Source organism: Streptomyces sp. NRRL S-920, assembly GCF_000717945.1.
Lineage (GTDB): Bacteria > Actinomycetota > Actinomycetes > Streptomycetales > Streptomycetaceae > Streptomyces > Streptomyces alboniger.
This window is the reverse complement of the sequence record NZ_JODF01000012.1, coordinates 48,903-74,666: the sequence shown is the minus strand read 5'-3', so window position 1 is coordinate 74,666 and position 25,764 is coordinate 48,903. Positions and strand designations below refer to the sequence as shown.

24 protein-coding genes and 2 tRNA genes are annotated in these 25,764 nt (G+C 70.8%); 19 read left to right on the top strand and 7 right to left on the bottom strand.

The genetic code is table 11. The annotated features are described in order from the left end of the window. Positions 1-5: 5 nt before the first annotated feature. Positions 6-1,409, top strand: coding sequence for a dipeptidase (locus tag IG54_RS0111555; protein WP_030781012.1), 1,404 nt, complete (start codon positions 6-8; stop codon positions 1,407-1,409). Between the two features lie 78 nt (positions 1,410-1,487). Next, positions 1,488-2,435 carry an NAD(+) diphosphatase gene (gene nudC, locus IG54_RS0111550; RefSeq protein ID WP_030781009.1) on the top strand — a complete coding sequence of 316 codons (948 nt, stop codon included), beginning with the start codon at positions 1,488-1,490 and terminating at the stop codon, positions 2,433-2,435. Positions 2,436-2,481: 46 nt separating this feature from the next. Here the strand turns inward: nudC and IG54_RS0111545 are convergent, their stop codons facing one another. Then, a complete protein-coding gene (locus IG54_RS0111545; protein WP_030781006.1) occupies positions 2,482-2,724 on the bottom strand; it encodes a mycoredoxin in 243 nt (80 codons plus the stop codon). 68 nt (positions 2,725-2,792) lie between these two features. Between IG54_RS0111545 and IG54_RS0111540 the strand changes: the two genes are divergently transcribed. The 5 genes from IG54_RS0111540 (at position 2,793) to IG54_RS0111520 (ending at position 6,755) form a co-directional block, all read left to right on the top strand. Then, positions 2,793-5,084, top strand: coding sequence for an ATP-dependent DNA helicase UvrD2 (locus IG54_RS0111540; RefSeq protein ID WP_078594004.1), 2,292 nt, complete (start codon positions 2,793-2,795; stop codon positions 5,082-5,084). Positions 5,085-5,247: 163 nt separating this feature from the next. After that, complete coding sequence (locus IG54_RS0111535; protein WP_030781000.1) at positions 5,248-5,589, top strand: hypothetical protein; 342 nt, start codon at positions 5,248-5,250, stop codon at positions 5,587-5,589. Positions 5,590-5,758: 169 nt separating this feature from the next. Beyond that, positions 5,759-6,127, top strand: a complete 369-nt coding sequence (locus IG54_RS0111530) for a WhiB family transcriptional regulator (protein WP_030780998.1) — start codon at positions 5,759-5,761, stop codon at positions 6,125-6,127. Next, entirely contained in the window at positions 6,124-6,447 is a 324-nt protein-coding gene (locus IG54_RS0111525) for a hypothetical protein (protein ID WP_030780996.1), read from the top strand. Before IG54_RS0111530 ends, IG54_RS0111525 begins: the two co-directional genes overlap by 4 nt. 116 nt (positions 6,448-6,563) lie before the next feature. Then, positions 6,564-6,755, top strand: coding sequence for a hypothetical protein (locus tag IG54_RS0111520; protein WP_030780994.1), 192 nt, complete (start codon positions 6,564-6,566; stop codon positions 6,753-6,755). A gap of 34 nt (positions 6,756-6,789) precedes the next feature. On the opposite strand, the gene IG54_RS0111515 is transcribed toward IG54_RS0111520, so the two are convergent. Both IG54_RS0111515 and IG54_RS0111510 read right to left on the bottom strand, forming a co-directional pair. Then, a complete protein-coding gene (locus IG54_RS0111515) occupies positions 6,790-8,157 on the bottom strand; it encodes an ABC1 kinase family protein (protein WP_030780992.1) in 1,368 nt (455 codons plus the stop codon). A gap of 41 nt (positions 8,158-8,198) precedes the next feature. Continuing rightward, positions 8,199-9,404 (bottom strand): TOMM precursor leader peptide-binding protein, encoded by a 1,206-nt coding sequence (locus IG54_RS0111510; RefSeq protein ID WP_030780989.1) that lies wholly within the window; start codon positions 9,402-9,404, stop codon positions 8,199-8,201. Positions 9,405-9,652: 248 nt separating this feature from the next. On the opposite strand from IG54_RS0111510, the gene IG54_RS0111505 reads away from it, so the two are divergent. The 4 genes from IG54_RS0111505 (at position 9,653) to IG54_RS0111490 (ending at position 13,588) form a co-directional block, all read left to right on the top strand. Then, positions 9,653-10,276: a M48 family metallopeptidase gene (locus IG54_RS0111505; RefSeq protein ID WP_078593989.1), complete on the top strand. Its 624-nt coding sequence runs from the start codon at positions 9,653-9,655 to the stop codon at positions 10,274-10,276. A 117-nt stretch (positions 10,277-10,393) separates the two neighbouring features. After that, positions 10,394-12,124: a TerD family protein gene (locus IG54_RS0111500; RefSeq protein WP_030780982.1), complete on the top strand. Its 1,731-nt coding sequence runs from the start codon at positions 10,394-10,396 to the stop codon at positions 12,122-12,124. Positions 12,125-12,135: 11 nt separating this feature from the next. Next, positions 12,136-12,816 carry an AIM24 family protein gene (locus IG54_RS0111495; RefSeq protein WP_030780979.1) on the top strand — a complete coding sequence of 227 codons (681 nt, stop codon included), beginning with the start codon at positions 12,136-12,138 and terminating at the stop codon, positions 12,814-12,816. 16 nt (positions 12,817-12,832) lie between these two features. Beyond that, on the top strand, positions 12,833-13,588 hold the full coding sequence (locus tag IG54_RS0111490; RefSeq protein WP_030780977.1) for an AIM24 family protein: 756 nt from the start codon (positions 12,833-12,835) through the stop codon (positions 13,586-13,588). Positions 13,589-13,684: 96 nt separating this feature from the next. Here IG54_RS0111490 and IG54_RS0111485 read toward each other — a convergent pair whose 3' ends face one another. Continuing rightward, complete coding sequence (locus tag IG54_RS0111485) at positions 13,685-14,209, bottom strand: NUDIX hydrolase (RefSeq protein WP_030780974.1); 525 nt, start codon at positions 14,207-14,209, stop codon at positions 13,685-13,687. Then, complete coding sequence (locus IG54_RS0111480; RefSeq protein WP_030780971.1) at positions 14,206-15,675, bottom strand: zinc-dependent metalloprotease; 1,470 nt, start codon at positions 15,673-15,675, stop codon at positions 14,206-14,208. The genes IG54_RS0111485 and IG54_RS0111480 overlap by 4 nt, the downstream gene beginning before the upstream one ends. A 191-nt stretch (positions 15,676-15,866) precedes the next feature. On the opposite strand from IG54_RS0111480, the gene IG54_RS0111475 reads away from it, so the two are divergent. From IG54_RS0111475 to IG54_RS0111460, 4 genes are all read left to right on the top strand, one after another. Further along, the gene (locus tag IG54_RS0111475; protein ID WP_030780969.1) at positions 15,867-16,979 is read left to right on the top strand and encodes an SDR family oxidoreductase; all 1,113 of its coding nucleotides are present in this window, start codon (positions 15,867-15,869) and stop codon (positions 16,977-16,979) included. Positions 16,980-17,127: 148 nt separating this feature from the next. Then, complete coding sequence (locus IG54_RS0111470) at positions 17,128-17,592, top strand: molybdenum cofactor biosynthesis protein MoaE (protein ID WP_030780966.1); 465 nt, start codon at positions 17,128-17,130, stop codon at positions 17,590-17,592. Between the two features lie 140 nt (positions 17,593-17,732). After that, positions 17,733-17,903, top strand: a complete 171-nt coding sequence (locus IG54_RS42495) for a hypothetical protein (RefSeq protein WP_167532723.1) — start codon at positions 17,733-17,735, stop codon at positions 17,901-17,903. Between the two features lie 74 nt (positions 17,904-17,977). Then, positions 17,978-19,066, top strand: a complete 1,089-nt coding sequence (locus IG54_RS0111460) for a PDZ domain-containing protein (RefSeq protein ID WP_030780964.1) — start codon at positions 17,978-17,980, stop codon at positions 19,064-19,066. A gap of 65 nt (positions 19,067-19,131) precedes the next feature. On the opposite strand, the gene IG54_RS0111455 is transcribed toward IG54_RS0111460, so the two are convergent. Then, positions 19,132-19,671, bottom strand: a complete 540-nt coding sequence (locus IG54_RS0111455) for a PPA1309 family protein (RefSeq protein ID WP_030780960.1) — start codon at positions 19,669-19,671, stop codon at positions 19,132-19,134. 148 nt (positions 19,672-19,819) lie between these two features. On the opposite strand from IG54_RS0111455, the gene IG54_RS0111450 reads away from it, so the two are divergent. From IG54_RS0111450 to IG54_RS0111435, 4 genes are all read left to right on the top strand, one after another. Then, the gene (locus tag IG54_RS0111450; RefSeq protein ID WP_078593988.1) at positions 19,820-22,753 is read left to right on the top strand and encodes a UPF0182 family protein; all 2,934 of its coding nucleotides are present in this window, start codon (positions 19,820-19,822) and stop codon (positions 22,751-22,753) included. Positions 22,754-22,810: 57 nt separating this feature from the next. Further along, positions 22,811-22,884 (top strand) — tRNA-Met (locus IG54_RS0111445). Between the two features lie 226 nt (positions 22,885-23,110). Continuing rightward, a complete protein-coding gene (locus IG54_RS0111440; RefSeq protein WP_030780954.1) occupies positions 23,111-24,952 on the top strand; it encodes a tetratricopeptide repeat protein in 1,842 nt (613 codons plus the stop codon). Between the two features lie 66 nt (positions 24,953-25,018). Next, positions 25,019-25,092: transfer RNA gene (locus IG54_RS0111435), tRNA-Met, on the top strand. A gap of 133 nt (positions 25,093-25,225) precedes the next feature. On the opposite strand, the gene IG54_RS0111430 is transcribed toward IG54_RS0111435, so the two are convergent. Beyond that, on the bottom strand, positions 25,226-25,642 hold the full coding sequence (locus IG54_RS0111430; RefSeq protein ID WP_030780951.1) for a Fur family transcriptional regulator: 417 nt from the start codon (positions 25,640-25,642) through the stop codon (positions 25,226-25,228). Positions 25,643-25,764 lie beyond the last annotated feature (122 nt).

The window sequence follows — 25,764 nt, the reverse complement described above, 5'->3', positions numbered from 1 at the left end:
TGACCATGAGCGAGACACCGGACAGCGCCGTCCGCACGTACATCGACAACCACCGCGCCGCCTTCCTCCAGGACCTCGCGGAGTGGCTGCGCATCCCGTCCGTGTCGGCCCAGCCCGACCACGCCGAGGACGTGCGGCGCAGCGCCGAGTGGCTCGCCGGCCGGCTCAAGGAGACCGGGTTCCCGACCGCGGAGGTCTGGCAGACCCCCGGAGCACCCGCCGTCTTCGCCGAGTGGCCGTCGGGCGACCCGCACGCCCCCACCGTCCTCGTCTACGGCCACCACGACGTGCAGCCCGCGGCCCGCGAGGACGGCTGGCACACCGACCCCTTCGAGCCCGTCCTCCAGGAAAACCGCCTCTACGCGCGCGGGGCGGCCGACGACAAGGGCCAGGTCTTCTTCCACACCCTCGGCGTACGCGCCCACCTCGCCGCCACCGGCCGCACCGCCCCCGCCGTGAATCTGAAACTGCTCATCGAGGGCGAGGAGGAGTCCGGCTCCCCGCACTTCCGTGAGCTGATCGAGACCCACAAGGACCGCATCGCCGCCGACGCGGTGATCGTCTCCGACACCGGCATGTGGTCGAAGGACACCCCGACCGTCTGCACCGGCATGCGCGGCCTCGCGGAGTGCGAGATCGTGCTGCACGGCCCGGACCAGGACATCCACTCCGGTTCGTTCGGCGGCGCCGTGCCGAACCCCGCCACCGAGATTGCCCGCCTGGTCGCCGCCCTGCACGACGAGAACGGGCACGTGGCGATCCCGGGCTTCTACGAAGGCATCACGGAACTGACCGACCAGGAGCGCGAACTCCTCGCCGAACTGCCCTTCGACGAGGAGAGCTGGCTGCGGACCGCCAAGTCGCACGCCACCCACGGAGAGGCGGGGTACTCCACCCTGGAGCGCGTCTGGGCCCGCCCCACCGCCGAGGTCAACGGCATCGGTGGCGGCTACCAAGGAGCGGGCAGCAAGACGATCATCCCGTCGTCCGCCCTGGTGAAGCTCTCCTTCCGGCTGGTCGCGGGCCAGGACTTGGACCACGTCGAGCAGGCCGTACGAGCCTGGGCCGCCGCCACCGTCCCCGCCGGCATCCGCCACACCGTCACCTTCAGCCCCGGCACGCGCCCGTGCCTGACGCCGCTGGACCACCCCGCCCTGCGGTCCGTGGCCCGCGCGATGGGCCGCGCCTTCGAGCAGCCGATCCGCTTCACGCGCGAAGGCGGCTCGGGGCCGGCGGCCGACCTCCAGGACGTCCTCGCGGCGCCCGTGCTGTTCCTCGGCATCTCCATCCCGTCCGACGGCTGGCACGCGCCGAACGAGAAGGTCGAGATCGACCTGCTCCTCAAGGGCGTCGAGACGACCGCCTACCTGTGGGGCGACCTCGCGGAGAACTGGCGCGATGCCCGCTGACCGTCCCCGCCCCGCCGAGCACGCCACGCCGCACACCCTGCTGAGCCACCCATTCCATCGGGGGAGTTGGAAGCACCTGTGACCACCTGGACCGATAGCACCGCAGACCGGCCCGTCGCGCTGACCGCGCCGAGCGACATCGACCGTGCGGCCCACCACCGCATGGACGAGGCCTGGCTCGCCGCTGCCTGGAGCCACCCCACCACCCGGGTCTTCGTGGTGTCCGGCGGCCAGGTGCTCATCGACGAGACCCCCGAGGGCCGCACCGAGCTGGTCATGACCCCGTCGTTCGAGGCGCCGCTCACCGAGGCACACCGCTACTTCCTGGGCACCGACGACGACGGCGTCAGCTACTTCGCGCTCCAGAAGGACACCTTGCCGGGCCGCATGGACCAGTCGGCGCGCCCCGCCGGACTGCGCGAGGCGGGGCTTCTGCTCTCACCCCGGGACGCGGGCCTGATGGTGCACGCCGTCGCCCTGGAGAACTGGCAGCGCCTGCACCGCTTCTGCTCACGCTGCGGCGAGCGCACCGTCATCGCCGCGGCGGGTCACATCCGCCGCTGCCAGGCGTGCGGCGCCGAGCACTACCCGCGCACGGACCCCGCCGTGATCATGGCGGTCAGGGACAGCGAGGACCGCATCCTCCTCGGCCGCCAGGTGCACTGGCCCGAAGGCCGCTTCTCGACCCTCGCGGGCTTCGTCGAGCCGGGGGAGTCCATCGAGCAGTCGGTGCGGCGCGAGGTCTTCGAGGAGGCGGGTGTCACGGTCGGCGACGTCGAGTACGTCGCGAGCCAGCCCTGGCCGTTCCCCTCCAGCCTGATGCTGGGCTTCATGGCCGACGCGACCTCCTCGGAGATCAACGTGGACGGTGAGGAGATCCACGAGGCCCGCTGGTTCTCCCGGGAAGACCTGCGGGCCGCGTTCGAGTCCGGGGAGGTCCTGCCTCCGTACGGCATCTCGATCGCGGCCCGACTGATCGAACTCTGGTACGGCAAGCCCCTGCCGAAGCCGGGGACCGTCGGCTGATCCCCCCCGCGACGGGGGGATCAGGCGTACCGCCGACGACGTGAACTCAGACGGACAGCTTCTGCTTGACCTGCGCCAGCGAAGGGTTCGTGAGCGTCGTGCCGTCCGGGAAGAGAACGGTCGGAACCGTCTGGTTTCCGCCGTTCGCCTTCTCGACGAAGGCCGCCGAGTCCGGGTCCTGCTCGATGTTGATCTCCTCGTACGCGATGCCCTCACGGTCCATCTGACCCTTGAGGCGGCGGCAGTAGCCGCACCACGTGGTGCTGTACATCGTCACAGTGCCCGGCATGTGTGTCGTGCTCCTTCGTCGCTGGGGGTGCGTCTCGCAATGACACGAACGTACGTGACCCGGCCACCATTCCCGCATTAGTACGACCGCAGGCCCACCCCTGTGGACAACCGGCTCACCCGCCCCCGGCGACCTGGCAGCATGGCAGGGTGACATCAGCAACGCACTCCACCCTCTTCCCGCAGGTCCCGGACTCTGCCGACGCGGTGCTCGCCGGGCTCGACCCCGAGCAGCGCGAGGTGGCCACCGCCCTGCACGGGCCGGTGTGCGTCCTCGCGGGCGCCGGCACCGGCAAGACCCGAGCGATCACCCACCGGATCGCCTACGGGGTGCGGGCCGGCATCCTCCAGCCCGCCAGCGTGCTGGCCGTCACCTTCACCAACCGCGCCGCGGGCGAGATGCGCGGCCGCCTCCGCCAGCTCGGCGCCTCCGGCGTCCAGGCCCGCACCTTCCACTCCGCCGCCCTGCGCCAGCTCCAGTTCTTCTGGCCGAAAGCAGTGGGCGGGTCCCTCCCCAGAATCGTCGACCGCAAGATCAAACTCGTCGCGGACGCGGCCGCCGCCTGCCGCATCCGCCTCGACCGCAACGAACTGCGCGACCTGACCAGCGAGATCGAATGGTCCAAGGTCACCCAGACCGTCCCCGCGGACTACGCCGCGGCCGCGGCAGCGTCCGGCCGCGACGTCCCCCGCGACCCCGCCGAGATCGCCCAGCTCTACGCGGCGTACGAGGACCTCAAGCGCGACCGCGCCGTCATCGACTTCGAAGACGTCCTGCTCCTCGCCGTCGGCATCCTCCAGGACCGGCACGACATCGCCGAACAGGTCCGGGCCCAGTACCAGCACTTCGTGGTCGACGAGTACCAGGACGTGAGCCCCCTCCAGCAGCGCCTCCTGGAGCTGTGGCTCGGCGAGCGCGACAGCCTCTGCGTTGTCGGCGACGCCAGCCAGACGATCTACTCCTTCACCGGCGCGACCCCCGACCACCTGCTGAACTTCCGCACCCGCCACCCCGGGGCCACCGTCGTCAAGCTCGTCCGTGACTACCGCTCCACCCCCCAGGTCGTCCACCTCGCCAACGGCCTGCTCTCCCAGGCCCGCGGCCGGGCCGCCGACCACCGGCTGGAGCTGATCTCCCAGCGCGAGCCCGGCCCGGACCCCCTCTACACCGAGTACGCGGACGAGCCGGCCGAAGCCGAAGGCGCCGCCCGCCGCATCCGCGCCCTCCTCGCCGACGGCACCCCCGCCAGCGAGATCGCGGTCCTCTTCCGTACGAACTCCCAGTCGGAGATCTACGAACAGGCACTCGCCGACGCGGGCATCCCCTACCAGCTGCGCGGCGCCGAGCGGTTCTTCGAGCGCACCGAAGTCCGCGAAGCGGGCGCGGCCCTGCGCGGCGCGGCCCGGTTCGGGAACAACGACGCCCTCCTGGACGACGTCGTCGACCTGCCCTCCCAAGTCCGCGCCGTGCTCTCGACCAAGGGCTGGACGACCCAGCCCCCCGCGGGCTCCGGCGCGGCCCGGGACCGCTGGGAGTCCCTGGCCGCACTGGTACGCCTCGCCGAGGACTTCGCCCGCGCCACACCGCAGGCCACCCTGGCCGACCTCGTGGCCGAACTGGACGAGCGGGCCAACGCCCAGCACGCCCCCACCGTCGAAGGCGTCACCCTGGCCTCGCTCCACGCGGCCAAGGGACTGGAGTGGGACGCCGTGTTCCTCGTCGGCCTCGCCGAAGGCATGATGCCGATCACCTACGCCAAGACCGACGAGCAGATCGAGGAGGAGCGCCGCCTCCTCTATGTGGGGGTGACCCGCGCCCGCGTCCACCTCTCGCTCTCCTGGGCTCTGTCCCGCTCACCGGGCGGCCGTCCGAGCCGCCGTCCCAGCCGCTTCCTCGACGGACTGCGCCCCGGCTCAGGCGCGGGGGCGGCAGGCCGCGCCGCGGTCGGCGGCCCCGGCGGCATCGAACGCGGCAGCGCCCCGGAGGGGGCGGTCGCGGCGGTCGGCACCCGCCGACGCACGAGCCGGGCCCCGGCCCGCTGCCGGGTCTGCGGCCGCACCCTCACCGACGCGGGCGAGATGAAGCTCATGCGGTGCGAGGACTGCCCGTCCGACATGGACGAAGGACTCTACGAACGGCTGAGGGAGTGGCGCTCCGCCCAGGCGAAGCAGCTGGGGCAGCCCGCTTACTGCGTCTTCACGGACAAGACCTTGATCGCCATCGCGGAGGCCGTGCCCGACGACGAGGGCGAGCTGGCGCGGATCCCCGGTGTCGGCGTCCGCAAGTTTCACCGCTTCGGCGCCGAGGTCCTCGCTATTTGTGCAGGTCAGGAGGGTGTAAGGGGCGCCGACGGAGAATGATTCAAACTCGTCGAAAAAATAGTTTGCGCATGCGCAAGGAAGACCCATAGGTTCTTAGCACGGGAACGGCGGCTTCTCCGAAGCCCTGGTTCCGTGCTGTACTTGTCAGTCCGCAGGATCGGTTCCGGTCGATCCCCTAGACGCCGAGAGGAGGCGAATTCCAGTGATCAGCATCAACGAGAGCTTCATCAGCACCGTCAAAATGACCGATCGCTCGGTCGTCGCTTCCTGCCTGCTCGGCTTCTCGAACCAGGGCACCGGTCTGTCCGGCGGCATCCCCGCCATGCGTCCGCTGCCCTCCGCCCTGCCTATCGCCGGTCTCGCCATTCGTGAGGCCAATGAGGGCAATGAGCGACCGACCGAGGCACCGGAAGCAGCAGTAGCGGAGGCGCAGGCCCAGGCCTATGCCTTTGCGGCGGCCGGTGCCGGATTCCGGAAGCAGACGACGCAGCACCACACGATGTGGGCCTTCCGTGGGCTCGAACCCTGGAGTGATCCAGTCTGATCCTCGATCAGACCGGCGCCTTCAGGGCCGCGGAACCCCACCCGGGATCCGCGGCCCTTCTGTTTTCCCCAAAACAGGGAGACAGAGCGAAGGGGCCAACAGCAAGACCCGGTACCAGCCGCCAACCGGCCGACCCAGGCCGGCACGACCAGACGAGGAAAACACCACCGTGCAACTCGAAACGCACGCCCCGTCCGTACCGCCTTCACAGGTGATCTCCCCGCCCACTCCCACGGAGGACCCGACCTTGACTCCCCTGACCGCGCTCACCGCGCTCGACGACGCCATCGAGAACCTCGGCGTACCCGTTCCCTGCCGTGCCTACGACCCCGAGGTCTTCTTCGCCGAGTCCCCGGCCGACGTCGAGTACGCCAAGTCGCTCTGCCGCACATGCCCGCTGATGGAGGCCTGCCTCGCCGGCGCCAAGGAGCGGCGTGAGCCGTGGGGCGTCTGGGGCGGCGAGCTGTTCGTCCAGGGTGTCGTCGTCGCCCGCAAGCGGCCCCGTGGCCGCCCGCGCAAGAACCCGGTCGTCGCATGAACATCGCCGGAACAATCGATCGCCCCCTGACGCACGACCCCAAGAAGCAGGCCCCGATGAAGGCAGCCACCAGCGAGCCCGCAGGCTCCGCGACCCGAGACTTCACCACCACCGGCGCGCACGTCTCGCGCCAGAACAGGACCCGAGAGATGCAACTCATTCCAGAAGCCATGGCTCGTGCGCATATGCACGAACGTATGCGCGAAGCCGAGGCGGAACGCCCGGCCGCGCGCCTGATGGCGGCCCGCCGTATGCAGCGTCGCGCGGAGCGCGCGTCGCTGCGTGCCCGGCGCGCGCTCGCCATCGCGGTCATGCAGTAGGAGCCGCACAAACGGCTCGGCCCATGACAGAACCCGGCGGGGGCCGGTCCGAACGGACCGGCCCCCGCGGTGCGTTGTGCTCACCGTTCGTCCCGAACCGGCGATAGGGTCGCCGGGTGGACCAGCAGAATCCTCAGCCCGCGGACGCGGAGAACCTCGTGTGCTCCCGCTGCGGCACGGTCGCCGAAGGCACGCCACCGACCTGGACCTGCTCTGTGGAGAACGGCGTGCGCCACTACCTCTGCGAGTCCTGCGCGCGGGAGAACATCAGAGCCATCGAGGGACGCCTCGACTCCGACTGGTGGTAGCCCCCGGGGGCCTCAGATCACCCGGCGCTGACGCTCAGGCCTCCGCCGCCGTGTCGCTCTCCGCCTCCGCCGCCTCCTCCTCCACCACGAAGCCGGGCAGCCACTCCTCCAGCTCGGTCCGCATCCGCACCGTCGCGCCCAACTGGCAGAGCACTCCGATCGTGCTCAGCGTCACACGGTGTATCAGCAGATACGAGGGTGGGAGGTTCAGCCGCTTGCCCAGTTGGTAGGCGGGGGAGCGGGGGTCGGCCACGCGCGCTGCCTGGCTGCGCATCCAGCCCCGGCTGAAGCTGAACTCGTCCACCAGCATCGGCTCGATGATCGGCAGGAGGTAGTCGAGCACCGCGTCCGGTTCGAGTTCGACGGTCTCCTTGACGAAGCCCTCCTCGCACAACATGTCGTAGACCGCGTCGGCCTCGCCGTCCAGCGTCATCCGCAGGGATTGGCCTATGGTCGCGGGCAGGCCGCCCGGCAGCCGGTCCACCGTGCCGAAGTCCAGGACACCGAGCCGCCAGCCGCCCTTCTCGTCCGGCAGCAGCCGGAAGTTTCCGGGGTGCGGGTCGGCGTGCAGCAGTCCTGTGCGCGCCGGGCCCGAGAAGAGGAAGCGGGCCAGCAGCTGGCCCGCCCGGTCGCGCTGCTCCTGTGTGCCGTCCGCTATCACTTCCGACAGAGGCGTCCCGCCGATCCACTCGGTGACCAGGACCTGCTCGCCCTGGTGCACCACCTCGGGCACCATCACGTCGGGGTCGTCGGCGAACTCCTGCGCGTGCGCCTGCTGGGCCTGCGCCTCCAGGCCGTAGTCGAGTTCTTCGGACACCCGGTCTCGCAGCTCTGTGATGAGCGGCTTGATGTCCATTCCAGGGATCAGTGGCCCCAGAAGACGGGCAAATCGGCTGAGTTGGTTCAGATCGGACAGAAGTGCCTCGCCCGCTCCCGGGTACTGCACCTTGACCGCGACCTCGCGCCCGTCCTCCCAGACCGCCCGGTGCACCTGGCCGATCGACGCGGCGGCCGAGGGCTTGTCCTCGAACTCCAGGAACCGCTCGCGCCAGTTCTCGCCGAGCCGCTCCGCGAGCACGGAGTGCACCGTGCTCGTCGGCATCGGCGGAGCCGCCTCCTGAAGTTTCGTGAGCGCCGCGCGGTAGGGCCCCGCGACCTCCTCCGGCAGCGCCGACTCGAAGACGGACAGGGCCTGCCCGAACTTCATCGCACCGCCCTTGAGTTCGCCAAGGACCTTGAACAGCTGCTCCGCCGTGCGCTGTTGCAGCTCGCGCCCGACGATCTCCGCCGACTTGCCCCCGATCCGCTTGCCGAGCCCCCAGGTCGCGCGTCCCGCGAAGCCGAGCGGCAGCGCGGCCAGTTTGGCGGTTCGGGTGACCGCCTTCCGGGGAAGATCAGACATGCGCCCCTCCAAGTCCCAGACAGCCGCGCCTTCGCAGGCGGTTACCCGGCCATTGTTGCGTGCTGGTCCATGTCCGTGGTGAGGCGATCCCCCTTAACGGCTGCGCTCGCCCCGCACGGGCATGCGGGATGCGGCCAAACCGGGCGCGAGTGCCAGTCGAATCCCGGGACGGAGGCCTCCCAGCGAGCACCGGCACAGGCCGAGGACACCCCGTCGAGGAAGGCCAGCGCGTGGCCTGCGGCCAGTCCGGCCACCGATGTCGACAGGGCCAGGTCGCACGAGGGCACGTGCCGCGCACGCCCCGAGCGCCACTGCGCCAGCATCCGGGCCCAGGTGGGGTCGCGGTCCGCGCGGTGCCGGAAGAGGCAGCCCGCGCAGGCGCTCGACCCGGGCAGCACCAAGGGACCCACCACACCTGTCCCCTCGATCACTCCGGCGTAGAGGTGGGGGGTGCCCGCAGCGAGGAGGGCCTCCGTGGCGGTCGGGTCGGGGGCGTACGCGTCCAGGCCGTCCCGGGGGGCGATGATCACGAGGGACAGGCCCGCTCCTCCCTCCTGTGGCGAGGACTGTCCGAGCTGTCGGGGCTGTCGGGGTTGTCGAGACTGTCGGAGCGGGACTGAGGGGGACTCGGGTGGCGCGGGGCGTGGCGGCCGGTCGGGCGCCGACTGCCGCACGAGCCGTCGCGCGGAGGTGTCCCTGCGCTGCCCGATCGCGTCGGCGGACTGTCCGCCCGGCGCGACATCCCAGGGCTCCACATGCCCGCCGTCCAGCACCTCCACGTGGCCCACGCCCGCGCCCGCGAGGACGGAGGCCACGACCGCGCCCACCCGCCCCGCCCCCTGAACGCGGACCCGTATGGTGCGACGCGCCGCCAGCTTCTCGATCGCCTCGCCCGGCTCGGGCGAGACGAGCGACAGCGAGGCCAGGTCTGCCCGCAACCGGTCCATGGGGCCGCCGCGCTTGCGCAGGGCGTCGGCAGCGGGGCCGCCGCCCGTCGAGTCGTCGAGCAGCCCGGCCCGCGACAGCTCTCCCAGTAATTTGTCCACGTGCCCGTCGGGCAGCCCCATCCGCTTGCCCTCCTCACGCAGGAGCGGCAGACCGCGGGTGCCGTCCAGAAGGGTCAGGAAGCTGCCCGTCGCGGTGTCCATCGGACCGAGCACCAAGGCGTGCGCGGGGGCCACCCCGAACTGCACGGTGCTCAGGTCCCGCCAGCCGCGCCGCAGCGCGGGCTTCAAAGTCGGATGCATGGTCGTCCCCCGTCGTCCGGCCGGCGCGATCCCGTCCGCCGCGTCGATCGAATGCCAGGATGCCCCGCCCGCCGGATGGGCGCGTCGAGTTATCCACAGGCCGAGGATGCTTGTCGTACTAATGGGTCGCACCGTCGGCCGCACGGGCCGCGCCGTCCGTCGTACTAGTCGAACACCCGGGGAGAGGATCGGCGCCGAACCGTCCCGGAGGCGGGACTTCCCCCACGCCCAGCGGGTAACGTCGGGGCGTGCCCGCCGACCCGTCCCCTCGCGCCGCTGCGGAGACCTCAGCGCCTCGCGCCGGAACTCCACAGCGCAGCACGACCAGTCCGCCGCCGTCCGGTGCGGGGACCAGTGCGGTCGAGGTCAGACGCAGTGCCCGCCGCCGTAGAACGGTCTCGGCGTACCGGGAGGGCGACCGCACCGTCGTCCTCATCCCCGCCCGCATGTCCGAGGCGGAGGAGCAGCGCTGGGTCAACGTGATGCTGGACAAGCTCGCGGCGCAGGAGAGCAAGCGGCTTCTGGGTGACGCGGAACTCTCCGAGCGCGCCGGGCAGCTGTCCGAGCAGTACTTCGACGGCCGCGCGCGGCCCGTCTCCGTTCGCTGGGTCACGAACCAGAACACCCGCTGGGGTTCCTGCACCCCCTCGGAAGGCAGCATCCGCCTTTCGCACCGACTACAGGGCATGCCCGAGTACGTCGTGGACTACGTCCTCGTCCACGAGCTGGCCCACCTTCTCGTCCCCGGTCACGGGCCCCGTTTCTGGCGCCTCCTGGAGGCCTATCCGCGCACCGAGCGGGCCAGGGGGTACCTCGAAGGAGTGGTCGCGGCCAGTCGGCTGCCCCATCTGCCGGCCGCTCGCGAGGAGTGAGCGTCCGCCGGATTCCACGGTTGTGTAGCGGGTCTGTACCGGCTCCGCTCGCTGTCGGACTTTGCGGTTAGCCTGGCGCGACGCATTCACATTCGGGATGGGGGACGGTCGTTACGTATGGCCAGGGAATTCCAACGCGGCCACAAGGCCAAGATCAGTGACCTCACCGCGGGGACCGATCTGTACGTGGGCGTACAGATCTCGGCTCCCGGGCTGACCTTCGACATCAGCTGCTTCGGCCTCGACGCGAGTGAGCGACTGTCGGACGACCGTTACTTCATCTTCTTCAACCAGCCGAAGTCCCCCGAGGAGTCGATCCAGCTCCTCGGCGCGCAGGCGGGCGACACCGAGTCGTTCCGCGTCACGCTCGACCGCGTCCCGCAGCAGATCCAGCGGCTGTCGTTCACGGCGACGATCGACGGCGCCGGGCAGATGTCGCAGGTCGCCTCCGGGTACATCCGCATCGTCGCGGGCGGCGAGGAAGTGGCCCGCTACGCCTTCAACGGCGCGGAGTTCTCCACGGAGCGCGCCGTCATGCTGGGCGACTTCTACCTGAAGGACGTCTGGCGGTTCGCCGCGATCGGCCAGGGCTTCGACGGCGGGCTCGACGCCCTCCTGAGGAACTTCGGCGGGGAGGTCGCCGAGGAGGAGCCCGCGCCCGCGCAGCCGCAGGCCGCCGCGCCCTCCTTCGCCCCGCCCGCGCAGGCCTCGCCGCCGCCCGCGTTCGGTGCCCCCGCGGCCGCCGCTCCCGCCCCGGCCCCCGCTCCCGCCCCGGCCCCTGTTCCGGCCCCCGCGCAGCACTTCGCGCCGCCCCACGGCGCCACCTCGCCCCCGGCGCCCGCCGACCCGGCGGTGCACGCCGCGCAGACCATCGTGGCGCCCGTGAACCAGCCGCCCGGCGCCGCGATGCCGCCCCCGCAGGCCCCCACGCCGTACGGCCAGCCCGGTCAGCAGCCCCCGCAGCAGCCGCAGTACGGCCAGGTCCCGGGCCAGCAGCAGTTCCCCGGCCAGAGCCCGCCCCCGCCGCCGGGCTACGGCCAGCAGCCCCAGGCCCCGATGCCGCCCGGATACGGCCAGCCGCCCGCCGCACCCATGCCGCCCGGCTACGGCCAGCAGCCGCAGAGCGGGCAGTTCCCCGGTCAGCCCCAGGCTCCGCACGGAGTTCCGCAGGGCGCCGCCCCCCAGGGCTCCGGTGTCGCAGCCGCTCTCCAGAAGTACCGGGAAGCGCCCACCGGCCAGCGCTGGACCCAGCAGAACGAGAAGCTGGTCCGCGTCGACCTCGGCGTCGCCGAGCAGCCCATCCTCGCCCGCCAGGGCAGCATGGTGCTCTACCAGGGCAAGGTCGAGTTCGGCTACAAGGGCGCGGGTTTCGCCGGCCGTATCGTCGGCAACGCCACCGGCCAGGAGATGCAGCTGATGCGCTGCTCCGGCCGCGGCCAGGTCTTCCTCGCCGAAGAGGGCAACCACCTGCACCCCATCGAACTCCAGGGCGACGCGATCTGCGTCTCCGCGGAGAACGTCCTCGCCTTCGACGAGACCCTCCAGCACGAGGTGCGCAGGATCGAGGGCCACGGCATCCCCGGTGGCGCGCTGTTCGTCATGCAGTTCCAGGGCACCGGCACGGTCGTCGTGAAGACCCACGGTGTGCCCGTCGTGCTGCCCGTCACACCGACGACGTTCGCCGACTGCCACGCCGTCGTCGCCTGGTCGGCGGCCGCCCAGGCGATCGTTTCCAGCCAGGTTCGCATGCGCAGCAACGCGTACGCGGGCTCCACGGGGGAGAGCGTGAACCTCCAGTTCCGTGGCGCGCCCGGCAATTTCATCGTCGTCCAGCCGTACGAGGTCTGAGGGAGCCCGTCATGAATCAGCAGCTCGCGGGCTTCGCTCCCGCACCCGTCGCCACCCGCATGGAGAACCACGGCCACCACATGGTCAAGGTGGCCATGCAGACCGGCAACGACCTCTTCGCGCGCGTGGGCTCGATGGTCGCCTACGAAGGGTTCGTGCAGTACGAGCCGAATCCGCCCGCCGTCCGCCAGGTCGCGCGCGAGTGGATGACCGGCGAGGGCGCGCCCTTGATGAAGTGCTCCGGAGACGGCCTGCTCTACCTCGCCGACTACGGAGCGGACGTCGTCGTCATCAACCTGGCGGGCGACTCCCTCTCGGTCAACGGCACCAACCTGCTCGCCTTCGACGCGTCCCTCCAGTGGGGCGTCGAGCGCGTCAAGGGCCTCGCCAAGTTCGCCGGGCAGGGCCTGTGGAACATCAAGATCTCCGGCCAGGGCTGGGTCGCGCTGACCTCCCGCGGCACGCCCATCGTCGTCGACTGCGGTCGCGGCGAGGACGAGACGTACGTCGACCCGGACGCCCTGATCGCCTGGTCCCCGAACCTCAAGGTGAAGGGCAAGCGCAGCTTCAAGGCCGGCTCTCTCATCGGGCGCGGCAGCGGCGAGGCCTACCAGATGGGCTTCTCCGGAGAGGGCATCGTCGTCGTACAGCCCAGTGAGGACAGCACCGACCGTCTCCGAGCACGGGGCTGAGGGGGAGCAACACACCATGCAGAGCCCACTTTTCGCGCACGCCGAGCAGCAGACCCAGGAGCGCTACTGCGTCCAGAACCCGCAGCTGCTGCGGGTCGCCCTGGAGGGGCACGACGACGTCCTGGCCCGCAAGGGCGCCATGGTCGTCTACCAGGGGCTGATCGAGTTCGACGCGGAGTACCAGAGCCAGGGGAACCAGCGTGCCCGCGCGCACACCGGTGAGGGCCTGGACCTGATGCGCTGCCACGGCCAGGGCACCGTTTACTTCGCCAACCTGGCCCAGTACATCCACGTGGTGGACGTCGACCAGGACGGTCTGACCGTGGACAGCAGCTATGTCCTCGCGATGGACTCCTCGCTGACCCACCAGGTCATCGCCGTGGACAGCCAGTACGGCATCTCCGGCTCCGGCAAGTACCAGCTCAACATCTCCGGGCGCGGCAAGGTCGCCCTGATGACGTCCGGCCAGCCGCTGATGCTCCAGGTCACGCCCGACCGGTACGTCAACGCCGACGCGGACGCCATCGTCGCCTGGTCCAACGGCCTGCGCGTGCAGATGCAGGCCCAGACCCACTCCTCGGGCGTCTGGCGGCGCCGCGGCAACACCGGTGAGGGCTGGGAGCTGAGCTTCATGGGGCAGGGCTACGCGCTCGTCCAGCCCAGCGAGATGCTGCCGCCGCAGAACGCGGTTGTCGGGCGGGGCGCCCAGGCGCAGTTCGGGGTGGGTCAGCAAGGGGCCCGGGGGCAGAACCAGGGGAACGTCTGGAGTTGAGCCCCGCGGGGCTCAGGAGCGCGGGGAACCGCGGGCCGGCGGTGGCTGGTCGCGAAGTTCCCCGCGCCCCTTCGGGGCGCGTCCCCAGAAGGCGCTCTACAGGCGCGCCCTCGTCGCCTCCACCAGGCGTACGACCGACTCGTCGGCCACGTCCGCCACCTCGTCGTAGGCGAACCAGCGCAGGTCCAGGGACTCGTCGCTGATCGCCTCGACCGCGTCGGAGGGTGCCAGGGCGGCGTACTGGACGTCGAGGTGCTGGGTGCACGGGCCCGGGATCGGGTGCCTGTCCAGGCGGACGGGGCCGCCCGCGAGGAGCGTCAGGCCCGGCACGCCGGACTCCTCGGTGGCCTCCCGCAGCGCGGCCGCCGCCAGCGATGTATCGCCCGGCTCGCAGTGCCCGCCCATCTGGAGCCACATCCGCAGCTTCCTGTGCAGGGTGAGCAGCACGCGGCCGCGTGACGGGTCGACGACCAGGGCGCTCGCCGTCACATGGCCCGCGGTGCACGGCTTCCACATGCCGGCCTCGCCGTGTGCCGACAGGTGGTCCAGGTAGGCCTGGCGCAGCTCGGGCTGGTCCTCGTACTTCTTCAGTACGAGGACCGTGTCGTCGTAGAGACTCACTTACCGCTGCCCTTGTCGCCCTCGTCGCCCTCGTCCTTCTTGAGGTCCGGCTTCGGCGAGGAGCCGCCGTCCGCCGCCTCGCCGAGCATCTTGTCCAGCTCCGAGAAGTCCATCTGCTCGTGGTGGACGAAGCCGTCCGGGTCGTCCAGGTCGGACGCCGTCGGCAGCATGTCCGGGTGCTCCCACAGGCCGTCGCGGCCGTCGACACCGCGCGCGTCCGTGAGCGAGGCCCACAGGCGCGAGGCGTCCCGCAGCCGGCGCGGGCGCAGCTCCAGGCCGATCAGCGTGGCGAACGTCTGCTCCGCGGGGCCGCCCGTGGCGCGGCGGCGGCGCAGCGTCTCCCGGAGGGCGTCGGCGGACGACAGCCGGGGCTTGGCGGCGGCGTGCACCACGGCGTCCACCCAGCCCTCGACGAGCGCGAGAGCGGTCTCCAGGCGGGCCAGGGCGGCCTTCTGGGCCGGGGTGTCCTCGGGCTGGAACATGCCCTGCTGGAGCGCTTCCTGGAGCTGCTCGGGGTTTTGCGGGTCGAGCTGGCCGACGACGTCCTCCAGCTTGGCCGTGTCGACCTTGATCCCGCGGGCGTACCCCTCGACGGCGCCGAACAGGTGCGAGCGCAGCCACGGCACGTGGGCGAAGAGCCGCTGGTGGGCGGCCTCGCGCAGCGCCAGATAGAGCCGCACCTCGTCCTTGTCGATGCCCAGGTCCTTGCCGAAGGCCTCGATGTTCACCGGGAGCAGCGCGGCCTTGCCGGAGGGGCCGAGCGGCAGACCGATGTCGGTGGAGCCCACGACCTCGCCGGCGAGCACGCCCACGGCCTGGCCGATCTGCTGGCCGAACATGGCGCCACCCATGGAGCGCATCATGCCGATCAGCGGGCCCGCCATGGCCTGCATCTCCTCGGGGAGCACATCGCCCATGGCGAGGCCCACGCGCTCGGCGACCGGGTCGACCAGCTCCTTCCACACCGGCAGGGTCGCCTCGACCCACTCGGCGCGGCTCCACGCCACGGCCGTACCGGACCCGGACGGCAGCGACGTCGCGTCGTCCAGCCACAGGTCGGCGAGGCGCACGGCCTCCTCGACCGCCGAGCGCTCGGCGGGGCCCACGCTGGCGTCCTTGGTGCCGTCCGCCGTGCCCTGGGAGACGGTCTGGCGGGCGATGTCCTTGGCCATGTCCCAATTCACCGGGCCGCCCTCGTACGAGAGCATCTGGCCCAGCTGCTGGAAGGCGGCCCCCAGGTCGTTCGGGTTCATGGAACCGAACATCGCGGCGAACGGGTTGTCACCGCCTCCGGGGCCGCCCGCTCCGGGGAACCCCCCGAAACCGAACGGGTTCGCGGGGCCACCCGGGCCCTGCCCGCTCTGTCCCCCGCTCTGTCCCTCTCCAGGGGATCCCTTCTTCTTGCCCTCGTCGCCGTCTTCCGGCTCCTCCGGCGGAAGACCGAATCCGAATGGGGTGTCACTCACGGGATTCCTCGGCTCGTCAGGCCGCCGGTATCGTTCCGGCGGCGGCTGCCCTACAACACCACCCAGCGTAGACACCGTGGCGCGATCGGGCCTCGGTGCTTCGCCGACTCGCGGCCTGCGGCAGGATGGATGCCACCTGGTACGTACGCGTCATTCGCGTACGTACTGAAGACAACCGCTGGAGACGCCCGGTGAGTTCCCCAGATCCACAGGTTCGCGCAGCGCGAAACCCGTCAGCCCCGGCGGCAGGCCGCGGGCCCGTAGTCGCCGTCACCGGCGCCGCCTCCGGAGTGGGCGCGCTGCTGACCGAGCGCCTTGCCGCTTCGGAGGAGATCAAGCAGGTCATCGCCATCGACGAGCGCCGGGGCGACTGCGCGCAGGTGCAGTGGCACGTCCTGGACGTGCGGGACCCGGCGATCGCCGAGAAGCTGCGCGGCGCGGACGTCGTGGTGCACCTGGCGCTCGATCTCGACCTGGAGACCGACGGCGCCGCCCGCACCGCGTACAACGTACGCGGCACGCAGACCGTACTGACCGCTGCCGCCGCCGCGGGCGTCCACCGGGTCGTGCTGTGCACCTCCGCGATGGTCTACGGAGCGCTGCCCGACAACGAACTGCCCCTCTCCGAAGACGCCGAGTTGCGGGCGACCGCAGAGGCCACCGGCGTCGGCGACCTCCTGGAGGTCGAACGGCTCGCCCGCAGGGCGCCCCGCGCGCACCCCGGCCTCAACGTCACCGTCGTACGGCCCGCGACCCTCGTGGGCGGCACGGACACGGCCCTCACGCGCTACTTCGAGTCGCCCCGCCTCCTGGTCGTGGCGGGCTCCCGGCCCGCCTGGCAGTTCTGTCATGTCGAGGACCTGTGCAGCGCCCTGGAGTACGCCGTCCTGGAGAAGGTCGACGGGGAACTCGCCGTCGGCTGTGACGGCTGGCTGGAGCAGGAGGAGGTCGAGGAGCTGAGCGGGATCCGCCGTATGGAGCTGCCCTCGGCGGTCGCGCTCGGCGCGGCGGCCCGGCTGCACCGCATCGGCCTCACCCCGTCCCCGGCCGGTGACCTCGCGTACACGATGTACCCCTGGGTGGTCAGCGTCAGCAGGCTGCACGACGCCGGGTGGCGGCCGCGGTGGACCAACGAGGAGGTCCTCGCGGAGCTGCTCGAGGAGGTCTCCGGGCGGCGGACCGTGGTCGGACGGCGCCTCGGCCGCAAGGACGCGACGGCGGCGGGGGCCGCGGGGGCGACGGTCGCCCTGCTCGGCGCCGCGGCCGTGGTGCGCAGGGCGCGGAAGGCGCGGCGGCGGATCTGAGGCCGGGCCGGACACCTCTGGCGGGCGAGCCCTGCGGGACGCGCGAGCGGATCGGCAGGCGCCCTGTAGGGATCTCCAAGGCGCCACGCGCGCGTGCCGGGCGAAAGATCTATTCCGTGATGTCCGTGCCGTGCGGCACCATGGCCGCATGGCACGCACCACGATGGACCACCCCGGCGAGCAGGCCGCTCAGGACCCGATCCGCCTCCTCGCGATCCGCGACACCCCGCTCTCCCTGGACGAGGTCTTCCGGGCCGTCGGCGACGACGCGGCGGGCGGCACGGCACTCTTCGTGGGGACCGTGCGCAACCACGACGGCGGCGCGGACGTCGACGAGCTGGGCTATTCGACCCACCCGACCGCCGAGGCCGAGATGCGCCGGGTGGCCGAGAGGGTCGTCGCCGAGTTTCCCGTGCGCGCCCTGGCCGCCGTGCACCGCGTCGGCGACCTCGCCGTCGGCGACCTCGCGGTGGTCGTGGCCGTCTCCTGCCCGCACCGCGGCGAGGCCTTCGACGCCTGCCGCAAGCTCATCGACGACCTCAAGCACGAGGTGCCGATCTGGAAGCACCAGCGGTTCTCCGACGGCAAGGAGGAATGGGTGGGCGCCTGTTGAGACGGGCGTGGCCTTCCGGGGGCCGATTGACCCATGCGGCTCCGGTTGCGTAACCGGACCCCTGCCGTGAGCGTTGACATTGCGGATGGTTAATCTGCTGATCAGTCAGCTGCGGTCGCACATGGGGTCGGGAGGTCGACATGGCATCACTTGCCTGGTTGCTGATTCCGCTTCTGGCGGCCGTCGGTGCGGGTCTGTGGGGCAGCTGGGCCGCCCGGAACCGCAAATCGGGCAGGACCGGCGACCACACGGAACTCAACGGCTACGCCGCCTTCCGCGAGGCCATGGAGAAGTCCCGCTCCGGCATGTGAGGGCCCCCGCGCGAGCCCCCCGTACGGACCGGCCCCACAGGTGCGCTGACAGGCCTGTCCCGTACTGTCGTTCCATGCCACGCCGCACTGCGACGATGCTCGCCTCCACCCTGATGCTGATCGCGCTGCTCTGCGCCGGAGTGCTCATCAAAGTGCCCTACTCGGAGATGTCCCCGGGCCCCACGGTGAACACCCTCGGTGATCACGACGGCGAGCCGGTGCTCCAGATCTCCGGGCACAAGACGTACCCCACGACCGGCAATCTCAACATGACGACGGTCAGGGTCACGAGCGCCGACTACAAGATGAACCTCGCGGAGGCCGTCTACGGCTGGCTGGCCCACGACAACATCGTGGTGCCGCACGACACGCTCTACCCGGACGGCAAGACCGAGCAGCAGTCCACTCAGGAGAACGCCGAGGAGTTCAGCCAGTCCCAGGAGAGCGCCAAGGTCGCGGCGCTGCGCCAGCTGAAGCTTCCCGTGAAGTCGCAGGTCGTCGTCTCCACCGTCATCAAGGGCGACCCGGCCGAGGGCAAGCTGCACGCGGGCGACGTCATCAAGAAGGTCGACGGCAAGCCCGTCAAGGAGATGACGGACGTCGCCAAGCTCGTCACCAAGCACAAGCCCGGCGAACGCGTCACCTTCACGATCGTCCCGGTCAAGGAGGCGGCCGCCGCCGAGAAGTCGGGCAAGGAGCCCACGCGGACCGAGGACATCACGATGACGACGAAGAAGGCGGACCGCGCCGACCGCGCGATCGTCGGCATCCAGGCGGGCACCGACCACACCTTCCCGTTCACGATCGACATCAAGCTGGCCGACGTGGGCGGCCCCAGCGCCGGGCTGATGTTCGCACTGGGCATCGTCGACAAGCTGACTCCGGACGACCTCACCGGCGGCAAGTTCGTGGCCGGCACCGGCACCATCGACGACAAGGGCAAAGTCGGCCCGATCGGCGGTATCGAGATGAAGACCGTCGGGGCGCGCGAGAAGGGCGCCCAGTACTTCCTGACGCCGAAGGGCAACTGCGCGGCGGCGGCGAGCGACATCCCCGACGGCCTCACCCTGGTCAAGGTGGACACCATCGCCGACGCGGTGAAGTCCCTGAAGAAGATCAGCGAGGGCGACACCGACTCCCTGCCGAGCTGCGCCGCCAAGTAGCGGCCCGCCCAGGAGACAGCCGTACGCGGGCGGGGAGGCCCCACCCGCGTACGCCGGAACAGGATCTACGCGAACGTCGCCGCCAGCGCGTCCGCCAGGCCGGGCACCAGGTCGGAGCCCGTGAGGACCTCGGTCGGCGAGTCCTTCTCGCGCAGCCGCAGCGCCGACTCGCGCGCGCCGTCACGCAGCACCGCCACCGTCATACGGACCTCCTGGCGGTCCGGGTGCTTCGCCACCCACTGGGCGAGCTGGGCCTCGCTCAGGCCCTCGGGGACGGACGTCTCGGCGGACGGCGGCAGCATCAGGCGCTCCACCGTGAGGGCGCAGCCCGTCACCGCGTCCGGCCAGGCGATGGTGCCGAGGAACTCGTCCAGCGGCTTGTCGGCGGGGATCTCCTCCTGCTCGATGGGGGTGAGGCCGGCGTGTTCCACGCCGTCGTCGAGGCCGAGCTGGGAGGCGAGGCCGGGTTCTTGGGTGCGCAGTCGCGCGGTGTCGACCAGCGCGAAGAGGCGGGCGGGCCGGTCCCAGCCGAGGCCGGAGACGTACTCGTCGATTTCGAGCACGGCCCGGGTGAGGGGGCTCGCTGCCATGGGAGTGTTGGACATGGTCACAATCCTGCCTCGTTAGTCCCGAGAAACGGGAACCGAGTAAAGCCTAGGTAAGTTGCATAGGTGTGGGTCCGCGATCTCGGGGGCCTGACGGACCAACAGCGAATCAACAGCGAACTTCGAGGTGCGCACCTTGGCTTTCCAGATGCCGGACCGCGGCGGAGGCCCGACGGGGCCACGGATCAGAGTGGGCCGACCCTCCCGTCGCGTCCGGACCCTGCTCATGACACTGGGCGTGCTGGCCGTACTGGCCATGGCCTTCGTCATGTTCTCGGGGTTCTGGACGGACTGGTTGTGGTACCGCTCGGTCAATTACTCATCGGTCTTCACCACGACCCTGTGGACCAAGATCGGCTTGTTCTTCTTCTTCGGCCTCCTCATGGCGGCCGCGGTCGGAGTGAATATCTGGCTGGCGCACAGGCTGCGCCCGCCCCTGAGCGCCATGTCGATGGAGCAGCAGAGCCTCGACCGGTACCGCATGGGCATCGCCCCGTACAAGAAGTGGCTGCTCATCGGGATCACCGCCCTGGTGGGCCTGATCGCGGGCGCGTCCGCGGCGGGCCAGTGGCGTACGTGGCTCCTGTGGGTGAACGGCGTGCCCTTCGGCCAGAAGGACCCGCAGTTCCACATGGACGTGGCGTTCTTCGCGTTCGACCTGCCCTGGTACCGCTTCCTGCTGGGCTTCGGCTTCGCGGCCACGGTGCTCTCCCTGGTGGCCGCCGCGCTGACGCACTACCTCTACGGCGGGCTGCGCATCACCAGCCCGGGCGCGCGCGCGACCGCCGCGGCGACCGGCCACCTCTCGGTGCTGCTCGGCGTCTTCGTCTCCCTCAAGGCCATCGCGTACTGGCTCGACCGGTACGGCCTCGCGGTGAAGTCCAGTGACTTCAAGGCGACGGGCAACTGGACGGGCCTGCGGTACGTCGACGCCAACGCGTACCTGCCGGCGAAGACGATCCTGTTCTGCATCGCCGTCATCTGTGCCGTGCTCTTCTTCGCGACGCTGTGGCGGCGCACCTGGCAGCTTCCCGTCATCGGCTTCGGCCTGATGGTGCTCTCGGCGATCCTCATCGGCGGGCTCTACCCCGCGATCGTCCAGAAGTTCCAGGTCCAGCCGAACGAGCAGGCCAAGGAAGCGCCGTACATCGAGAAGAACATCGAGGCCACCCGCAACGCCTACGGCATCAGCGGAGTGAAGCCCGAGGACTTCAAGGGCGCGGGCAAGGTCGACGAGGACCGGCAGAAGAAGCGTGCGGACGCGGACACGGCGGCCAACTACCGGCTGAACGACCCGAACATCGTCTCGCCCACGTTCCAGCAGCTGGAGCAGGAGCGCAGCTACTACCAGTTCCCGCGGACGCTGGACGTGGACCGCTACAACGGCCAGGACACCATCGTCGGCCTGCGCGAGCTGAACGTGAACAAGCTCGACAAGCGGAACTGGATCAACGACCACTTCGCCTACACCCACGGCTACGGCGTCGTCGCCGCCAAGGGCACGGAGACCAAGAAGGGCTCCAAGGGCGCTCCCGCATTCACCGAGTCCGGTCTGCCGACCACGGGTGAGATGAAGGAGTACGAGCAGCGGATCTACTACGGCGAGAAGACCACCCAGTACTCGATCGTGGGCGGCCCCCAGAAGGAGCTGGACTACGAAGAGGACGGCGGGGGTCAGAAGACCTACAGCTACAAGGGCGACAGCGGGGTCAATCTCTCCAACCCGATCAACCGCGCCGCCTACGCGGTGTCCTTCGGGGAGCCGCAGATCCTGTACTCCGGGGCGATCGGCGAGGGCTCGCGGATCCTGTACAACCGCACCCCCAAGGAGCGCGTCGAGGCGGTGGCTCCCTGGCTGACGATCGACGGTGACGTCTATCCGACGGTGGTCGACGGCCGTATCCAGTGGGTGGTCGACGCCTACACGACCACCAACGGCTATCCGTACGCCTCGCGCACCACGCTCGGCGACACCACCGAGGACTCCTTGTCGCAGGAGGACAGCCAGCGCACGGTGATCGCCCAGCAGAACCAGGTCAACTACATCCGGAACTCGGTGAAGGCGACCGTCGACGCGTACACGGGCGACGTGAAGCTCTACACCTGGGACGAGAAGGACCCGGTCCTGAAGACCTGGAAGAAGGCGTTCCCGGGCACCGTCAAGGACAAGAGCGAGATCCCGTCGGCTCTCCAGGACCACCTGCGCTATCCGCAGGACATGTTCAAGGTGCAGCGCGAGCTGCTGACGCTCTACCACGTCACGGATCCCGGGCAGTTCTACAACGCGAGTGACGCCTGGCAGGTGCCGAACGACCCGACGAAGAAGGACGACAGCGCGGTCCCGCCGTACTACCTGTCCCTGAAGGCGCCGGGCCAGAGTCAGCAGCAGTTCGCGCTGACGACGACGTTCACCCCGAGTGAGCGGCCCAACCTACGGGCCTTCATGACGGTCGACGCCGACGCCAGGAGTGCGAACTACGGTCGGATGAAGCTGCTGAGAGTGACCGGCGACGTCGACGGTCCCGAACAGGTGCAGAACAAACTGAACTCCATGACGGAGGTCGGCAACTTCGTCCGGGACATGAAGGGTGCCGACTCCGACGTCCTCTACGGCAATCTGCTGACCGTGCCGCTGGACGACGGCTTCCTCTACGTCGAGCCCGTCTACGTACAGGGGCGCAAGTCGGCGTATCCCCTCCTGAAGAAGGTGGCTGTGTCGTACGGCACGGAGACCGTCTTCGCGGACTCCCTCAAGGAGGGCCTCGACCAGGTCTTCGGTGCCGGCTCGGGCACCAAGCCACCGGCCGAGGACCAGGACGGCGACGAGCCGACCAAGCCGCCGAAGTCGAACGACCCGACGGTCCAGGCCGCGCTCGACGACGCCCAGAAGGCGTTCGAGGACGGCGAGAAGGCCATGAAGGAAGGCGACTGGAAGAAGTACGGCGAGGCGCAGGCGCGGCTCCAGGAGGCGCTGGAGCGGGCCGAGGAGGCGTCCTCCAAGGCGGCCGACAAGCCCTCCGACAAGGGCGGCGACAAGAACGCCGACAAGAACGCCGACAAGGACGACAAGAGCAGTGGCTAGCGAGTAGCGGCTGGTCAAGGAGCCACCTCGCGCCGTGGTACGGTTTGAACACAACGGCGCGGGGTGGAGCAGCTCGGTAGCTCGCTGGGCTCATAACCCAGAGGTCGCAGGTTCAAATCCTGTCCCCGCTACTGCAAGGTGAAGGCCCGGATCCTTACGGATCCGGGCCTTCGTCGTGTGCGGTGGCGTCGGTCGTGTGCGGGTGTCCTATGCCAAGTCATGCGAACGGCGCGCTGGCGGGGGAGAGTTGGGGGAAATGTGTTTCACTTATCTCTCTGTGGGCATGTCGACAAAACGCTGAAGTGACCTCACTGGCTGCGGTATACCAGGTGTACCCAGGTTGCAGGTGGTGCGACGATGGACGTTATGGGGGACAAGGCAACTCTGTTGGATACAGGGCGGTTTGTGCAGGCGGCCGACCGGGAGGATCCCGGGACGGCCGCCGACGAGATGCGCCATCGGCTGGCCGCCGAGGCCGGGGATGTCGACGCGATGAGCGTCCTGGGAAGCCTTCTGCTCCGCCGCGGTGACCTCGACGGGGCCGAATCCCTGCTGCGCGCGGCGACCGCCGAGGGCGACCGCGCCGCCGCCAACAACCTCGGCGTCCTCCTTCACCAGCGCGGATACGCGGACGAGGCGGCCGGATGGTGGCGGGTCGCCGCCGTCGCCGGTTCCGCGGCCGCGGCGCACGCGCTGGGCCGCCACCACCGCGAGCGCGGCGACGAGCCCGCCGCCGAGTACTGGCTGCGGCAGTCCGCCGAGCAGGGCCACACCCTCGGGGCGTACGCGCTCGCGGACCTCCTGGAGCACCGCGGGGACGTCGGCTCCGAGCGCTGGATGCGGGTGGCCGCCGAGCGTGGCCACCGCGAGGCCGCGTACCGCCTGGCCCGTGCGCTCGACCGGCGGGCCGCCGAGGAGCGCGGCGAGCCCGCCGAGCGCGGGGAGGGCCCCGTGCCGCGCGTCCGGGGCGCCCGCGCGGACGTACGCACCCCCGCCGGCGAGGCCGAGCAGTGGTACCGCCAGGCCGCCGCGCGCGGGCACCGCAGGGCCGCGCTGCACCTCGGCGCGATCCTGGAGCACCGCGGCGAGCTGAAGGAGGCGGGCCGCTGGTACCTCAACTCCGCCAAGGACGGCGAGTCCAGGGCGGCCTGCGCGCTCGGCTTCCTGCTGCGCGACGCGGGCGACGAGGAGAGCGCCGCCACGTGGTGGCTCAAGGCCGCGCAGGACGGCGATGGCAACGCCGCGAACGCGCTGGGCGCGCTGCACGCCGAGCGCGGCGAGACCCAGACCGCCGAGCGCTGGTACCGCGCGGCGATGGACGCGGGCGATGTGAACGGCGCGTACAACCTCGGGCTGCTCTGCGCCGAGCAGGGCAGGACCGCGCAGGCCGACCAGTGGTACCGGCGCGCGGCGTACGCCGGACACCGCGAGGCCGCCAACGCGCTGGCCGTGCTGCTGCTCCAGGGCGGGGACGCGGCCGGCGCCGAGCCGTGGTTCTCCAAGGCCGCCGAGGCGGGCAGCGTCGACGCCGCGTTCAACCTCGGCATCCTGTACGCGAGCAGGGGCGACGAGGCCTCCGCCCTGCGCTGGTACGAGCGCGCGGCCGCCGACGGGCACACCGACGCGGCCCTCCAGGTCGGTACCGCACGGCTGCGCGAGGGCGACGAGCAGGAGGCCGAACGGCACCTGCGGTGCGCGGCGGGCGGCGGCAGCGCGGAGGCGGCGTACCGGCTCGGGACGCTGCTCGACGCGCGCCGCCCCGCCGCGGCACCGCCCGCGCTCGGGGAGCCCGCGGCGGAGAAGACCGAGTGCGAGGAGTGGTACGAGCGCGCCGCCGAGCAGGGCCACCGGCGCGCCCAGGTCCGGGTCGGCATGCTGGCCGCGGGGCGGGGCGACGTCGTGGAGGCCGCGCGCTGGTACCGCAAGGCCGCGGAGGCCGGCAGCCGCAACGGCGCGTTCAACCTCGGGCTGCTGCTCGCCCGCGAGGGGAGCGAGCCCGAGGCCGCGCTGTGGTGGACGCGGGCCGCCGACGCGGGGCACGGCCGGGCGGCGCTCCGGCTCGCCCTCCTCTACGCCCGGCGCGGTCAGCTGGCGCAGGGGCAGCGGTGGGCGTCGCGGGCGGTCGAGCTGGGCCCCGCGGAGGTCGCCGAGCGGGCGGGGCGCTTGCGCGAGGCGTTGCGGCAGGAGCTTTCGGCCTAGCGGCAGCGGCTGCCGCGGAACGGATTTGCGCTGGTCGTAGCCCTGACGTACTGTTGTGTTTACCGACGCGGGGTGGAGCAGCTCGGTAGCTCGCTGGGCTCATAACCCAGAGGTCGCAGGTTCAAATCCTGTCCCCGCTACTGAAGGCCGAAGGCCCGGAACCAATAGGTTCCGGGCCTTCGGTTGTTTCCCGCGCCCGGGACCTTTCGCGGCCACGGACAAGGGCCCGGCACCTCTCGGTGCCGGGCCCTTTGTGGAAGTACGAGGAGAGACTCAGGCCGTCGCGCAGTCGGGGCAGACGCCCCGGTACGTGACCTCCACGCCCTCGACGGTGAAGCCGAAGCGCTCCGAGTCGGGGAGGCTGGTCAGCGGGTTGCCCGTGGGGTGGACGTCGCGGATCGCGCCGCAGCGGGCGCAGACCAGGTGGTGGTGGGGGCGGTGGGCGTTCGGGTCGTACCGCTTCGCGCGGCGGTCCGTCGAGACTTCGAGGACCTCGCCGAGGGTCACCAGCTCGCCCAGGGTGTTGTAGACCGTCGCCCGGGAGATCTCGGGCAGCTTGTCGATGGCGCGGGCGTGCACCTCGTCCGCCGTGAGGTGGACGTGGTCCCCGTCGAGGACCTCGGCCACGACGCGTCGCTGCGCTGTCATGCGCCAGCCGCGTCCGCGCAGTCGTTCCAACAGGTCACTCATGAGAGCCAGCCTAACAGGCGTGGGAGCCAGTCCCGAACGGGTGTGACTTTGGATGCCCACTTGACTTAGACAAAGTCTATCGTAGGATCAGTTACGACGTTGGTCAGGGAACAGGCATTGGC